The organism is Candidatus Latescibacterota bacterium (assembly GCA_020633725.1).
In the GTDB taxonomy this organism is placed as follows: domain Bacteria; phylum Krumholzibacteriota; class Krumholzibacteriia; order JACNKJ01; family JACNKJ01; genus VGXI01.
This window is the reverse complement of record JACKDC010000005.1, coordinates 140,282-154,091: the sequence shown is the minus strand read 5'-3', so window position 1 is coordinate 154,091 and position 13,810 is coordinate 140,282. Positions and strand designations below refer to the sequence as shown.

10 protein-coding genes and 1 pseudogene are annotated in these 13,810 nt (G+C 71.6%); 4 read left to right on the top strand and 7 right to left on the bottom strand.

Annotated elements, in window-relative coordinates:
- Window positions 1-7 precede the first annotated feature (7 nt).
- From H6693_11710 to H6693_11690, 5 genes are all read right to left on the bottom strand, one after another.
- Window positions 8-1,357 (bottom strand): cytochrome ubiquinol oxidase subunit I, encoded by a 1,350-nt coding sequence (locus H6693_11710; GenBank protein MCB9516850.1) that lies wholly within the window; start codon window positions 1,355-1,357, stop codon window positions 8-10.
- Window positions 1,358-1,418: 61 nt separating this feature from the next.
- Entirely contained in the window at window positions 1,419-2,141 is a 723-nt protein-coding gene (locus H6693_11705) for a LamG domain-containing protein (GenBank protein MCB9516849.1), read from the bottom strand.
- 128 nt (window positions 2,142-2,269) lie between these two features.
- Window positions 2,270-3,001 (bottom strand): SDR family NAD(P)-dependent oxidoreductase, encoded by a 732-nt coding sequence (locus H6693_11700; GenBank protein MCB9516848.1) that lies wholly within the window; start codon window positions 2,999-3,001, stop codon window positions 2,270-2,272.
- A 7-nt stretch (window positions 3,002-3,008) separates the two neighbouring features.
- Window positions 3,009-3,467: a DUF2214 family protein gene (locus H6693_11695; protein MCB9516847.1), complete on the bottom strand. Its 459-nt coding sequence runs from the start codon at window positions 3,465-3,467 to the stop codon at window positions 3,009-3,011.
- Window positions 3,468-3,510: 43 nt separating this feature from the next.
- Entirely contained in the window at window positions 3,511-3,963 is a 453-nt protein-coding gene (locus tag H6693_11690; GenBank protein MCB9516846.1) for an SRPBCC family protein, read from the bottom strand.
- A gap of 191 nt (window positions 3,964-4,154) precedes the next feature.
- Between H6693_11690 and H6693_11685 the strand changes: the two genes are divergently transcribed.
- Together H6693_11685 and H6693_11680 are read left to right on the top strand one after the other, a co-directional pair.
- Window positions 4,155-4,625, top strand: a complete 471-nt coding sequence (locus H6693_11685; protein MCB9516845.1) for a T9SS type A sorting domain-containing protein — start codon at window positions 4,155-4,157, stop codon at window positions 4,623-4,625.
- Between the two features lie 14 nt (window positions 4,626-4,639).
- Window positions 4,640-6,940 carry a carbohydrate-binding domain-containing protein gene (locus H6693_11680; protein ID MCB9516844.1) on the top strand — a complete coding sequence of 767 codons (2,301 nt, stop codon included), beginning with the start codon at window positions 4,640-4,642 and terminating at the stop codon, window positions 6,938-6,940.
- Window positions 6,941-6,998: 58 nt separating this feature from the next.
- Here H6693_11680 and H6693_11675 read toward each other — a convergent pair whose 3' ends face one another.
- Window positions 6,999-7,646 (bottom strand): dihydrofolate reductase family protein, encoded by a 648-nt coding sequence (locus tag H6693_11675; protein MCB9516843.1) that lies wholly within the window; start codon window positions 7,644-7,646, stop codon window positions 6,999-7,001.
- Window positions 7,647-7,648: 2 nt separating this feature from the next.
- Window positions 7,649-11,203 carry a tetratricopeptide repeat protein gene (locus tag H6693_11670; GenBank protein ID MCB9516842.1) on the bottom strand — a complete coding sequence of 1,185 codons (3,555 nt, stop codon included), beginning with the start codon at window positions 11,201-11,203 and terminating at the stop codon, window positions 7,649-7,651.
- A gap of 107 nt (window positions 11,204-11,310) precedes the next feature.
- Between H6693_11670 and H6693_11665 the strand changes: the two genes are divergently transcribed.
- Both H6693_11665 and H6693_11660 read left to right on the top strand, forming a co-directional pair.
- On the top strand, window positions 11,311-12,960 hold the full coding sequence (locus H6693_11665) for an FG-GAP repeat protein (GenBank protein MCB9516841.1): 1,650 nt from the start codon (window positions 11,311-11,313) through the stop codon (window positions 12,958-12,960).
- Between the two features lie 46 nt (window positions 12,961-13,006).
- Window positions 13,007-13,279 (top strand): annotated as a pseudogene (locus tag H6693_11660) (FG-GAP repeat protein).
- Window positions 13,280-13,810 lie beyond the last annotated feature (531 nt).

The following is a 13,810-nucleotide window of genomic DNA, read 5'->3' as shown; positions in this document are numbered from 1 at the left end:
CGCGTCCTCAGTGGTTTCCGGCGTGCGCTGGCCGGGGACCCTGTCCGACCTCCCGGGCCACCAGGCCCAGGAAGAGCACCCCGAGCACCAGGTAGAGGCCGGCGAAGCCCAGCGTGGTGAAGAGCGTGTCCCCGGGGTGGACGGGCGGCGAGCCGCCCTCGGCCGTCCGCATCAGCCCGTAGATGAGCCAGGGCTGCCGCCCCAGCTCCGCCGTCATCCAGCCGGCCGTGTTGGCGATGAAGGGAAAGGGGAAGGCCAGGGTCAGGATCCACAGCATCCACCGCGCGCGAACGAGCCGCCGCCGCCAGGCCAGCAGCGCGGCCAGGGCCATCACGGCGACGAAGAGCGTCCCCAGGCCCACCATGATGTGGAAGGCGTAGAAGAGCAGCTCGATGTTGCCGGGCCAGTCGCCCTCGGGGAAGGCGTCGAGGCCGCGGACGTCCGCGGAGAAGTTGCCGTAGGCGATCCACGACAGCACCGCCGGCAGCACGATGGGGTTGTCGAGCTTGCGCGCCTCGACGTTGGGCTGGCCGATCACCGCCATCGGCGCGCGCGGTCCGCTGTCGAAGCGGCCCTCCATCGCGGCCAGCGTGACCGGCTGCTCCTGGGCCACCATGCGCCCCTGCTCGTGCCCCGTGGGGAAGGTCACCAGCACCGCGGCGACGAGCCCGGCCACCACGCCCAGCCGCAGCGAGCGCGCCGCCACGTCCGCGTGCTCGCCGCGCAGGGTCCAGAACGCGCCGAGGGCGGCCATGGCGAAGGCGCCGGTCACCGTGGCCGCCACCTGGTTGTGCGCGAACTGCACCACGGCCCAGGGATTGAAGACGAAGGCCGCGAGGTCCGCCACCTGGAAGCTCCCGTCGGCGGCGAGGCGATGCCCCACCGGCGACTGCATGAAGGCGTTCGTCGCGATGATGAAGTAGCCCGACAGCCACGAGCCCACGAAGAGGGCCAGCGCGGCCAGCGCGTGCCCGCGCGGCCCGAGCCGCCGCTCGCCGAAGAGCAGCAGCGCCAGGAAGCTCGACTCCAGGAAGAAGGCGAAGATCCCCTCCATGGCCAGGGTCTGGCCGATCACGCCGCCGGCGCGCGCGGAGAACTCGCCCCAGTTGGTGCCGAACTGGAATTCCATGGGGATGCCCGTCACCACGCCCATGGCGAAGGCGAGGCCGAAGATGCGGATCCAGAAGCGCGCGGCGTCGTTCCAGCCGTCGCCGCCCACGCGCAGGCCCAGGCCCTTCATCACGACGATGAGCAGCGCCAAACCCATGGTGAGCTGGGGAAAGAGATAGTGGAAGGTCACCGTGAAGCCGAACTGCAACCGATGCCAGAAGAGCGGATCGCTCGCGCACAGGGCCATGGCCGGCACCTCCGCAGGCCAATCTAGCGCAGGGCCTCCCCGCCCGCAACCTAGACTCGGTCTAGCGGGATTCCTCCGCGAGCTTGCCGATATCGCCGGCGCTCAGCGCGCGGTCGTAGATGCGCAAGTTGTCCATGGCGCCGGCCCAGGCCTCGTCAGCTTCGAAGTTGCCGCCGACCGTGTCCTGGTCCTGGCCGAAGATGAGGCCGCCGGGATCGATCTCGATGGCATCCGTCGGTTGCGAGACGGCGCTGCCGGAGGCGCTGCCGTCAAGGTAGAGCTGGAACTGCCCGGCCGATCGGGTGAGCGCGACGTGGTGCCACTGGCCGTCCTCGATCCGTGCGTCGGTCGAAAGCGCGGCGTTGCCGTTGTTGACGCCGATGGCCCACTCGTCCGTGTGCTCGCGGTACCAGAAGACCAGGTCGTTGTCTTCGACCGCGTTGGCCCCGCTGATCACCTCGTGGCCCTCGTTCCGGAGCGCGTCCAGGCGCAGCCACGCCGCGAAGGTGAAGTCGGTGAGGCCGTCCATGACGGAGGCGGGCAGGGAGAGCATGTCGTCGGCGTTGTTGCCCAGCAGGAGCTCGCCCGAGGCCGTGGCGCCGCCGATCAGGGTGCCGTCGTTGCCGTTGCCGCTCTCGTCGCTGGCATCGCCGTCGAAGGGAAGAAAGGCCAGGAGGCCTGCGGTGGGGAAGGTCGAGGGAGTGGTGCTGCTCTTGTCGCTGCAGCCGAGGAAAAGGAAAGGAAGCAGCAGCAGGGCGAGACGAGGGGAAGGGGTCGCGCGCATCGATGCTCCATTCGCCGGGGGCTAGCTCGGGCGCCGGATCTCCGGTGCTGCTTTTCTGTTTGTCACCCCCCACGATTCTCCCCGCCGATTCAGCGAGGTTTCGGAGTCACCGACCCGGAAGCGTGCCGCTAGCCGCCGAAGCGGCTCTCCACGAAGCGCGACTCGGCGGGTCCGGCGAGGAAGTCGAGCATGGGACCGAGCACCGCCTCGGGCGCGTTCAGACGGCCGTCGGCCTTGAAGCCCGCGAACATGGGCTGGGCCGGAAAGGTGTCCGGCGAGGCGGAGCGGGCGGCCACCTGCATGGCCGTCTCCACCACGCCGGGCTCGTAGCTGAAGACGGCCACGTCGCGCCCGGGCTCCAGCTCTTCGGCGAGGGCCATCCCGGCCAGGCGCAGCGCCGCCTTGCTGCTGCAGTAGTCGCCCGCGCCCGCGATGCCGTGATGCGCGGCGCCCGAGGAGACATTGACGATCCGCAGCGGCGTCGCGCGCGGAACGCTCCGCAGCAGCGCCCCCATCAGCGCGACCGGCGCCACCGCGTTGATGGCGTAGATCCCCGCGAGATCCTCGGGCGGGAGCTCCGCCAGCCGGCGCAGGCCACCGAGGCTGGCCGCGTTGTTGACCAGCCCCACCCGCGACCACGGTTTCGCAGCGAGGCGCGGGAGCAGCTGCGCGTCGATGAAGCCGGTGAGCGCGGAGACATCCCCCAGATCCGCGACGCGGTGCGCGTAGCGCGGGTCCGCCAGCGCCACGGGCCGGCGCGAGATGCCGAGGACGTCCCAGCCTTCGCCCAGCAGCGCCGCCGCCAGGGCGGCGCCGATGCCGGAACTCGTGCCGGTGACGATCGCGAGTCGCGGCTCCATGCCTCTCCTAGTTCGCGGGGTAGAGCAGGCCGCGCGCGATGGCCGTGGCCAGCAACAGGATGATCACCACCAGCCCCGCCTGGGCGTGGCTGATCTTCGCGAGCCCGGGCGCGGCGCCGAGGTCCGGCGTCTCGCCGCGCCGCCGCGCCTGCCGCCAGCGGATCAGCACCAGCATGGGCCGGATCTCCAGGAGCAGGATGACGACGAAGAGCGTCAGCTTCACGTGGAAGAGCGGATGGTGCAGGTAGTAGGCCGCGCCCTTCTCGAGACCCGTGAAGGCGCGCAGCAGGCCCGTCACGAGCCAGAGGGCGCCGGCGAGCGCCCAGTAGCCGTCGGCGAGGAAGACCTCGGGCAGGCGGGCCGCGTCGCGCAGGCCCTTGAGCAGCCGCGCGCGCGAGTAGACGGCGCCGAGGCCGATGCCGAGGGCGAGCAGGTGAAGCGCGGCGAGAATCCAGCGCAGGGTCATGAGGTCTCCTTGCACATGAGGGCTCCTTGGATTCGACGGGCGGCTAGGCGCCGTCGGGGATCTCGGGCTCCACCAGCAGCGTCAGCAGCTGCAGCGACTCCTGCCAGCCGAGATAGCAGGCCTCCAGCGGGATCATCGCGGGGATGCCCTCCTGCACCACGTTCAGCTCCGTGCCCATGGGCGTCGCGCGGAGGGTGACGGTGGTCTTCATCTCGCCGGGCAGGTTCGGGTCGTCGAAGCGATCGGTGTAGACGAGCCGCTCGCCCTCGACCATCTCCACGAACACGCCGCCGAAGCTGTGCGAGCCGCCCGTGGAGAAGTTGGTGAAGGACATGGAGTAGGCGCCGCCGACGCGCGCGTCCATGCTGTGCACCTTGCCGGTGAAGCCGTGGGGCGGCAGCCACTTGGCCATGGCGTCGGGGTCGATGAAGGCGCGGTAGAGCTTGGCGGGAGTCGTCTTGATCACCCGCTGCAGGCGGACGGTTCCTGTGGACATGGGAGTCGCCTTTCGTGACGCGGTGAGGGTGCCCGCAGTATGCGCCCGACCCGGCCGCCCCGCAAGGGTGGCCTGCCGCGCGCCCGATGCCGCGTTTCGGACCTGCTGGGTGTCCAACTGTGGTAATCTTGGCGGTTCGGCGCCGGTCGACTGCGGCGCCCGCGGACCCAACCCCACGTGTGGAGGCAGTGATGAGAATCAAAGCGCTCGGCGCGTGCGTCCTGCTGCTGCTTGCAGCGAACGCCTTCGGGCAGGACTACGCCATGACCATCCACCTGAGCGGTGGCGGGACCGTCACGATCCCCCACGCAGACATCCAGCGCATCACCTTCCGGGACATCCTGACCGCGGTCCAGGAGCCCGACGGCGGGGGACAGACGCCCTCGCGTTTCCGCCTCCTCGGCAGCTTCCCCAACCCCTTCAACCCCAGCACCACGATCGCCTACGCGCTGCCCGCGCCGGCCAGGGTCGCGGTGCGGATCTACGACGCGAAGGGGGCGCTCGTCAGCACGCTGTTCGACGCGACGCAGACTGCCGGCGAGCACCAGGTCAACTGGGACGGCCGCGACGACCGCGGCGCCCGCGTCGCCAGCGGCGTCTACTTCTGCGCCGTGGCCGCGGGGGAATCCACCCTGTCCCAGCAGCTGCTGCTGGTAAAGTGAGGAAGGGGAACACCATGAAGAGACTGCTTGCACTCCTGCTGCTCGCGCTTTGCGTTGCGCCGCTGGCCGTCGCCCAGGAGATGGACGTCCTCGGCCTTGACGGCGAGACCGACACCTACGCCCTCGACAGCATCGAGAGCGTCACCTTCGACCTCTCGGGCCTGCGTGCGGATGGCGACCTGCTTCGCCTGCACACCCAGGGCGGCCTGGTCCAGCTCGAGGTGGCAGACATCGACAGCGTGACCTTCGCGGCCGGCACGCTGCTGCGCGTTCACCAGGCGCTCGGCGTCACCAGCCAGTTCGCGCTGGCGGACATCGACAGCATCACCTTCGCCAACAGCGCCGACCTCACTGTGACCGTGGACTACGCCGGCGGGGCGGTGACCGTGGTCAATCCGCTGGAGAGCGCCGGCGTCGCGGTGGACGTGACCGGCGCCGACGTCATCGTGTCGGGCGCGGCGGGCATGCCCGGGATCGTGTACGCGCTGTCGGGAACCACCGGCGACGGCATGTTCAAGATCTACTCTGACGAGGACTTCACCCTGCGCCTGGACGGCGTCTCGATCGAGAACCTCGACGGCCCGGCCATCAACGTGCAGGCCGACGTGACCATCGGCGTCGCGTTGCTCGGCAGCTCGACGCTCACCGACGGTGTGACCTACGCCGATCCCCCCAACGACGAGGACCAGAAGGCGGCCTTTTTCAGCGAAGGGCAGCTCATCTTCACCGGCGCCGGCAGCCTGACCGTGAACGGTCAGGGTGACGACCAGCACGGCCTCGGCAGCGATGACTACATCGAGGTGCAGGGCGGCACGATCATCGTGACGAGTGCGGTGAAAGACGGCGTCCACACCAACGAGGGCTATTTCCAGCACGGCGGCAGCGTGAGCGTGAGCGCCGACGCCGATGGCGTCGACGCAGGCGACGGTCCGGTGACGATCGACGCCGGCACCCTCACCGTACTCATCGCCGATGACGATCGCGACGCGGTCAAGTGCGACGGAGCGATCACGATCGCGGGCGGCAACACGCAGCTCACGGTGGAGGGCGACCAGTCCAAGGGGCTGAACGCCGGCAGCGTGCTGCTCACCGGCGGCCTGCTGACGATCCAGACCAGCGGCGGCGTGGTGCTCGAGGCCTCCGGCGCGGGCTTCGACCCCTCCTACTGCACCGCGATCAAGGCCGACGATCTCGTAGAACTGGACGGGGCCGACGTCACTGTGACCACCGTCGGCCTGGCCGGCCGCGGCGTCTCCTGCGACGGCGACATCGCCATCGCGTCCGGTGTCCTGGACATCAGCTCCAGCGGCGACGGCGGTGTCTACGTCAACGACGTCGGCCTGGCGGACGCCTATCACGGGCCCTGCCTCAAGGCCGACGCGAACGTCATCCTGACGGGGGGGACGATCACCCTGTCCCACTCCGGGTCCGGCGGCAAGGGCATCTCCGGGGACTTCGACCTCAGCATCGGGGTGCCCGGCACCGGGCCCACGCTCAACATCACGACCACGGGCGCACCGATCTCCATCGGCGGCGGCGATTACGCCGAGGCCAAGGCCGTGTCCGTGGACAGCACGGTCACGATCGACGGCGGAGACATCACGATCTCGTCGGCCGACGACGCAATCAAGTCCAAGCGCTGGCTCGAGGTGAACGGCGGTCTCATCAACATCGTGAACTCGGTGGAGGGCCTCGAGTCGCCGAACCTGTTCATCAACGGCGGCGAGATCCACCTCACGTCCACCGACGACGGGCTCAACGCCACCTACGGCGTGGACGGCGAGTTCAACGACGGCAGCAACCTCACCATCAGCGGCGGGTACATCCACCTCTACGCGCCCGCAGGCGACGCGATCGACAGCAACGGCAACCTGACCCTTGCCGGCGGCACGCTGATCGTGCACGGGCCGCCCGCGCAACCCGAGGTGGGCATCGACGTCAACGGCACTTTCCGCGTGGACGGCGGGTTCACGGTGGTCTCGCAGATCAACTCGAACATGGTCGAGACGCCGAGCAGCCAGTCCACCCAGCGCTGCGTGCTGCTCAAGACCAACACGACGCTGAGCGCCGGCACGCTCTTCCACATCGAGGACACGGGAGGCGGCGCGCTGGTGACCTTCCGGCCGGCCAATCGCTACTCGTGCATCCTGCTCTCCACGGTGGACCTCACCGCCGGCACCAGCTATCGGGTCTACACGGGCGGCAGCTGCACCGGGTCGGAGCTGGACGGCCTCTACAGCGGCGGCACCTACTCGGGCGGCACGCTGCGGACGACCTTCACCTCCGCGGGGATGGTGCAAACCGTCAACTTCTGACGAGCGCCATTGCTTCAGCGAAGCCCCGGATCCGCCCAGCGCGGGTTCGGGGCGATTCTCAGTCGGCGCGCTTCAGCATGACGTGCAGCGCGCGTTCGCCCTGCACCGTCTCGGCGACCGCGTAGCCGAGCGCCCTGGCATCCAGGCCCTGCCACAGCGACTCCCCCGCGCCCAGCAGCACCGGCCCCACGGCGAGGTGCAGCGTGTCGACCAGCCCCGCGCGCAGATACTGACGCACGGTGTCCACGCCGCCGCCCAGCCGCACGTCGCGGCCGCCGGCGGCCTCGCGGGCCAGGCGCAGCGCCTCCTCGATCCCCTCGGTGACGAAGTGGAAGCGCGTGCCCCCCTCCATGACCAGCGGCGCCCGCGGGTGCTGCGTGAGCACGAAGACCGGCACGTGGTAGGGCGGGTTCTCCCCCCACCAGCCGCGCCAGCTCTCGTCGGGCCAGGGGCCGCGGACGGGCCCGAACATGTTGCGGCCCAGGATCCAGGCGCCCACGTTCGCGAAGCTGCGCTCGGCCATGCCGTTGTCGACGCCGGTCTCGCCGCCTTCCGCGCCCTGCATCGCCTGCCAGACACGCGTGGGCATGAACCACTTCATGATCTCGGGCCCGCCCACGCCCAGGGGGTTTTCGAGGCTCTGATCGGGGCCGGCGCCGTAGCCGTCGAGGGACAACCCGAAGCTCGAGACACGCAGTTTCGACATGTTCACTCCTTCTGCGATCCAGACGCCAGCGCCTTGCGCGCCCGCGCCAGCATGCGTCCGAACTCGGAGCCGGGCTCCGCGCCCAGGCGTTCCGCCAGAGTCTGGGCTTCCGCGATCGCCGTTCGCGCGAGCGACGGATCGCCGTCGCCCTGCGCAAGCTCGGCCTTGACACAGAGGAGCAGGCCCAGATCCAGCGTCGCTTCCGCCTGGCGCAGCAGCGGCTCGGCGCGTTCGAGGCAGGCCCGCGCCTCGTCCCGCGTCGCATCCGCGTTCAGCAGGCTCGCCAGATGGGTGAGGATGTAGCCTTCCGAACGGCCATCGTCCTGCTCCCGATGGATGACCAGCGCGGCATCGTAGCGCGCCCGCGCCGCCTGCGGCAATCCGAACTCCTGCTCCAGCCGGCCGAGCGCGCCGAGCACGTGCCCCTCCATCCTGCGGTTGCCGACCTCACGCTGGATGCGCAGCGCCGCGTCGAGCTGCGCGCGCGCGTCCGCCGGCCTCGCCTCGGCGTGGCAAAGCGAGCCCAGATTGATGCGCGTGATGCCCTCCGAGAAGCGCGCGCCCGTCTCGCGGTGGATGGCCAGGGCCTGTTCCATGTGACGGCGCGCGTCCACGAGGTGGCCCTGGTCCAGGCAGAGCGCGCCGAGGTTGTCGTGCGCGTTGCCCTCGAAGCGACGGTGCCCCACCTCGCGGTGCGCCGCCAGCCCCTCCTCGTAGTGCCGGCGTGCGCCGTCCGAATCGCCGAGGTCCTGCAGGACCAGTCCCAGGTTGACGAGCACCGAGCCTTCGAGCCGCCGGTCGCCGGCGCCGCGCGCCGCCGCCAGCGCGCGTTCGAGCTGCTCGCGCGCCGCGTCCATACGCCCCTGTCCGCGGTGGATGACGCCGAGCAGGCTGAGGGCCTGGCCCTCGCTCGCGTGATCGCCGCTGGCCGCGATCGCCGCCAGCGCCTGCTGAAGGATCGCCTCGCCCTCCTCCATCTGGCCTCGACTGACGTGAAAACCCGCGAGGTCGAGCAGGGCCTGCGCGGCAAGCGCCTCATCGCCCTGCTCACGCGCTCCGGCCAGCAGCGACTGCTGGTGCGCCCCGGCTTCGTCGGGCAGGCCGGCGTACCACGCGGCCTGGCCCAGCACGCGGAGCACCTGCAGCGCGTCGGCGGCAGACGCATGAAGCCGGTCGAGCGCGAGACGTCCCAGCGCGAGCGCCTCGCCGAAGGGCCCCCGCAGGGCCAGCACCGCCCACAGCGCGCGCAGGTTGGCCACCGCCGTCGGCGCGTCATCGCGGTCGATCGCGCGCCGGCAGGCCGCGGCGATGTTCTCGAGCTCGGGTTCCACGGCGTGGCGTGCGGCCGCGGTTCCGCGCCGCCGAAGCAGCGCGATCGCGTCCCGCTCCCCGAAGCGCGCGTACCAGGCGCCATGTCTGACCTGGACGTCCGCGGCGTCGGGCATCCTCTCGCCGTCGGTGCTCGCGCCGTCCAGCCGCAGCCGCGCGAACTCGTGCAGCGTGGGCAGGAGCGAGAAGCGCGGCGCGGGGCTGCCTGCCGTGGCCCGCGCGAGCGGCGCCGACGCGCGCAGCAGGCTCTTGTCGACGAGCGCGCCCAGGACGTCCACCACCCACGGCGCGTCGGCGTGCGCATCCAGCGCGATCACGTGCTCGGCGGCGTCCAGCGCGAAGCCGCCCTCGAACACCGCGCACTGCGCCCAGGCCGAGCGCTCCCAGGGCTTGAGCAGCTCCCAGGACGCGTCGATCGCCGCCATGAGCGTCTCGTGGCGCGAGCCGCTGCCGCCGCTGAGCAGGCTGAAGCGCTGCCGCATCTGCCGCGCGATCTGAGGGACGTCCATGACGCCCACGCGCGCGCTGGCCAGCTCGATGGCGAGGGGCAGGCCGTCGGCGAGACGGACGATCTCGCCCACGGCCGCAGCCGCCTGCCCGTCGAGCGCCAGTCCCGGCCGCAGGCGCCGCGCCCGGTCCGCGAAGAGCGCCGCCCCCGCCTCCGCCTCCAGCGGCTCCAGTTCGATCGCGGCCTCGAGGTCGCCGAGGCGCAGCCGCTCGCGGCTGGTGGCCACGAACCGCGCCTCGGGGGCCATGTCGAGCCAGCGACCGAGCGTCGCCGGGACGAGGTCGACGATCTGCTCGAGGTTGTCCAGGACCATCAGCGCGCGTCCGCGTCCGGCGAGGGCGTGGCCCAGCTGGGCGATCGCGTCGCCGCGCGCGAGCTGCACGCCGAGCGCGCCCGCCACGGCGGACGCGACGCCGTCGAGACTCCGCGCCTCCGTGAAGTCGCAGAACACCACGCCTCCCGGCCAGCCGCCCGCGTGCTCGCGCGCGAAGTGGATGGCCAGGCGCGTCTTGCCCAGGCCGGCCGCGCCGAGCAGGGTGGCGACCCGCGCGCCACCGTCAAGGGCGCGGCGCAGTTGCTCGCGCTCGGCGGCGCGGCCGACGAAGCGATCGCGCTCGGCGGGAAGGGCAGTTTCGACCGGGCGTCCCCGCTCGAGTCCAACGGCCCCGGCCCAGGCCTCGGAGCCCGTGAGCGCCGCCACCACCGCTTCCGCGCTGGCGAACCGCCGCTCGGGGTCGCGCTGCAGGCAGCCGAGGATCGCCGACTCCCAGCGCTCGTCGAGGTCGGGGACGAGCTGCCGCGGCGACGGCGGGTCTTCGCGCAGCCGTCGCTCGGCGGCGGCGCGGGATCCGTCCCCGGGCAAGGGAAGCGCTCCGGTGACCAGCTCGTAGAGCACGAGGCCGAGCGCGTAGAGGTCCGCCGCGGGACCCACGGCCTCTCCCCGCAGCTGCTCCGGCGCCATGTAGGCCGGTGTGCCGACGATGGCGAGAGGATCCGACGCCGCGCCATCGGCGAGTGCGATGCCGAAGTCCATGACCACGGCCTGACGCTCGCCGTCCGCGTCGACGAGCATCACGTTGCCCGGCTTGAGATCGCGATGCACGACGCCCGCCTGGTGCGCAGCGCCCAGTCCGCGGGCCACCTGGGTCGCGACCGCCAGGGCGCGCGCGCCGCGCAGCCGGCCGTCCGCCCGCAGCCTGGCGGTGAGGGTCTCCCCGCGCAGGAGCTCCATGGTGAGAAACCACAGGTCGCCGTCCGGGCCCCGGTGCCGCTCGAGCGCGTAGTGCCGACAGACGTTGGGATGCCACACGGCGCGCGCCAGAAGACCTTCGAGCTTGAGCCGGCGGTAGGCGTCGTCGCTGCCCGCGGCCAGATGGAGCGTCTTCAGCGCGACCGGAATGGACAGCACCTCATCCCAGGCCTCGTAGACCTCGCCCATGCCGCCCCGGGCGAGCAGGGATTGCAGACGGTAGCGGTTCGCGAGCGTCGCGTTCTCGGCGAGCCGGGGAGAGGGCGCGGCCGCGAGCGGCTGCAGCCAGGCGGACGGTGGGGCCGGCTCCTCGGGGCTGCGCTCGCAGGCGTCGAGCAGGGAGAGCGCCTCGGCGCGGAGGGCGGGATCGTCGTCGCAGGCGCGCGCAAGGAACGCGGCACGCGCGTCGGGCGGTTGGCCCAGCGCCCGTTCCACCAGTTCCTGCACGCGTTGCCAGCGCTCGGCGTCCATCCGGCGACTCTAGCACGCGCCTGGCTGGCGCACAACGCGGACGGCCGTGATCCACTTCGCGCCGATTCGGCGCATTCCCCTTCTAGCCTGACCGAAGGAGTCGCGACATGCCCAGCACGACCCGCCCGCTTCCCCGCGGCCGCGGCGGAGCATTCTCCGCCCGGCTCGCGGCGCTCCTGCTCCTCTCTCTCCTGGTCCGGCCTGCGCTGGCGCGCGAGACGGGCGAGGCGGAACGCCTGATGGACGCGCCCCTGTGGATCACCGAGAGCGATCAGGCGCTGGCCTCGCTCGGCATCAGCGTGTCCACCGCAGGCGACGTCAACGGCGACGGCTACAGCGACGTCGTCGTCGGCGCCTACCTCTACGACGACGGCGAAACCGACGAAGGCGCGGCCTTTCTCTACCTCGGCTCCGCCGGCGGACCCTCCACCGTCGCCGCGTGGACAGCGACCGGCGGCCAGGCCGGCGCCAAGTTCGGCCAGTCGGTGGCCGCGGCTGGCGACGTGAACGGCGACGGCTACGACGACGTGATCGTCGGCGCGCTCGCCTACGACGACGGCGAGACCGACGAGGGCAGGGTCTTCCTCTATCTGGGTGGCCCGGACGGGCTGAGCGCGACGCCCGCCTGGACCGCCGAGAGCGATCAGGCCGGCGCGTTCTTCGGGCTGCCCGTGGCCACCGCCGGCGACGTCAACGGCGACGGCTACGCCGACCTCCTCGTCGGCGCGCTGCTCTACGACCACGGCGAGAGCGACGAAGGCGCGGCCTTCCTCTACCTCGGCGGACCGGCCGGCCCCGGCGCGAGCCCCGACTGGATCGGCGAGTGCAACGTGGCGACGTCCTACTACGGCTCGTCGCTGGGCACCGCGGGCGACGTCAACGGCGACGGCTACGACGACGTGATCGTCGGCGCGCCGCAGTACACGGACGGGCAGACCTTCGAAGGCGCGGCCTTCGTCTACTCCGGCGGGCCAGCGGGGCTGTCTGACCTGCCGCTCTGGATCGCGGAGTCCGACCAGGCCGTGGCCCACCTGGGCGCGGCGGTGGCCGGCGCGGGCGACGTGAACGGCGACGGCTACGCCGACGTCGTCGTGGGCGCGCCGCTCTACGACGACGGACAGAGCAACGAGGGCAAAGCCTTCGTCTACCTCGGCGGACCGCTGGGCCCGAGCGCAACGCCGGACTGGTCGGCGCACTCGGGGCAGGCGCTCGCGCAGTTCGGCGCCTCGGTGGCGACCGCCGGCGACGTTGACGGCGACGGCTATGCCGACGTCGCCATCGGCGTGCCCTTCTGGGACGACGGGCAGACCGACGAGGGCGGCGTCTTCGTCTACGAAGGTGATGCCAGCGGGCTCGATGTGGTGCCCCGCTGGATCGGCGAGGGCGGACAGACCAGCGCTCTATGGCTGCAGCGTGGCCACCGCCGGCGACGTGGACGGCGACGGCTACTCGGACCTCCTCGTCGGCGCCTACCAGTACGACAGCGGGCAGCTGAACGAGGGGGCCGCCTTCGTCTATGCGGGCGGCGGGAGCATCCCCGGACCGAGCCCCGGCTGGACGGCCCACGGCAGCCAGGCTGCAGAGGTCCTCGGGCACTCCCTGGCGTCCGCAGGCGACGTGAACGGCGACGGCTTCTCAGACCTCATCGTCGGCTCGCCCTACTTCGACGACGGCCCCCAGAACGTGGGCCGGGCGCGGCTCTACCTCGGATCGGCCGCGGGGCCGTCGACGACGCCCGACTGGGAAGTCGAGGGTGAAGGGCTGTACGCGAGCTTCGGCGACTGCGTCGCCGCTGCCGGCGATGTGAATGGCGACGGCTACGGCGACGTGATCGTCGGCGCCGACCTCTACACCGACGGGGAGACGAACGAAGGCGCGGCCTTCGTCTTCCTGGGCTCCGCCGCCGGGCTCGGGGCCTCCCCGGCCTGGACGGCCGAAGGCAACCAGCCGTCATCGGGCTTCGCGTATTCGGTCGCCGGCGCCGGTGACGTGAACGGCGACGGCTACGGCGACGTCATCGTGGGCGCCCCGGACTACAGCGACGGCGAGAGCGCGGAAGGCGCCGCCTTCGTCTATCTCGGCTCGCCGGCGGGGCTCTCCAGCACGCCCGCGTGGAGCGTCGAGAGCAACCGCATTCTCGGCGGCCTGGGGCTTCAGGTCGCCTCGGCGGGGGACGTCAACGGTGATGGCTTTTCCGACGTGCTCGTGGTCGACTTCAAGTTCTCCGGCGATCAGTCCTACGAAGGCCGCGTCGACCTCTACCTCGGCTCGGCCGCGGGCCTGTCCACCGAGTCCAGCTGGCACGCGGACGGCGACGAGAACTCGGCCCAGCTGAACCGCGCCGCCAGCGCCGGCGATGTGAACGGCGACGGCTACTCCGATGTGGTCGTCGGCGTCAGCGGCTACGATGCCGGCGGCATCGACCGGGGCCGCATCAAGGTCTACCACGGCTCGGCCGCCGGGCTTTCCACGCAGCCCGACTGGACCGCGGACGGGACTCAGGATCACGCGAACTTCGGGTCCCGCGTCGCCTCGGCCGGCGATCTGAACGGCGACGGCTACTCCGACATCGTCGTCGGGTCCTCCTACTTCGACGGCGGCGGCGTC

Coding starts and splice junctions, on each gene's coding strand:
- H6693_11710 (MCB9516850.1), bottom strand. CDS start 1,357: ATGGCCCTGTGCGCGAGCGATCCGCTCTTCTGGCATCGGTTGCAGTTC.
- H6693_11705 (MCB9516849.1), bottom strand. CDS start 2,141: ATGCGCGCGACCCCTTCCCCTCGTCTCGCCCTGCTGCTGCTTCCTTTC.
- H6693_11700 (MCB9516848.1), bottom strand. CDS start 3,001: ATGGAGCCGCGACTCGCGATCGTCACCGGCACGAGTTCCGGCATCGGC.
- H6693_11695 (MCB9516847.1), bottom strand. CDS start 3,467: ATGACCCTGCGCTGGATTCTCGCCGCGCTTCACCTGCTCGCCCTCGGC.
- H6693_11690 (MCB9516846.1), bottom strand. CDS start 3,963: ATGTCCACAGGAACCGTCCGCCTGCAGCGGGTGATCAAGACGACTCCC.
- H6693_11685 (MCB9516845.1), top strand. CDS start 4,155: ATGAGAATCAAAGCGCTCGGCGCGTGCGTCCTGCTGCTGCTTGCAGCG.
- H6693_11680 (MCB9516844.1), top strand. CDS start 4,640: ATGAAGAGACTGCTTGCACTCCTGCTGCTCGCGCTTTGCGTTGCGCCG.
- H6693_11675 (MCB9516843.1), bottom strand. CDS start 7,646: ATGTCGAAACTGCGTGTCTCGAGCTTCGGGTTGTCCCTCGACGGCTAC.
- H6693_11670 (MCB9516842.1), bottom strand. CDS start 11,203: ATGGACGCCGAGCGCTGGCAACGCGTGCAGGAACTGGTGGAACGGGCG.
- H6693_11665 (MCB9516841.1), top strand. CDS start 11,311: ATGCCCAGCACGACCCGCCCGCTTCCCCGCGGCCGCGGCGGAGCATTC.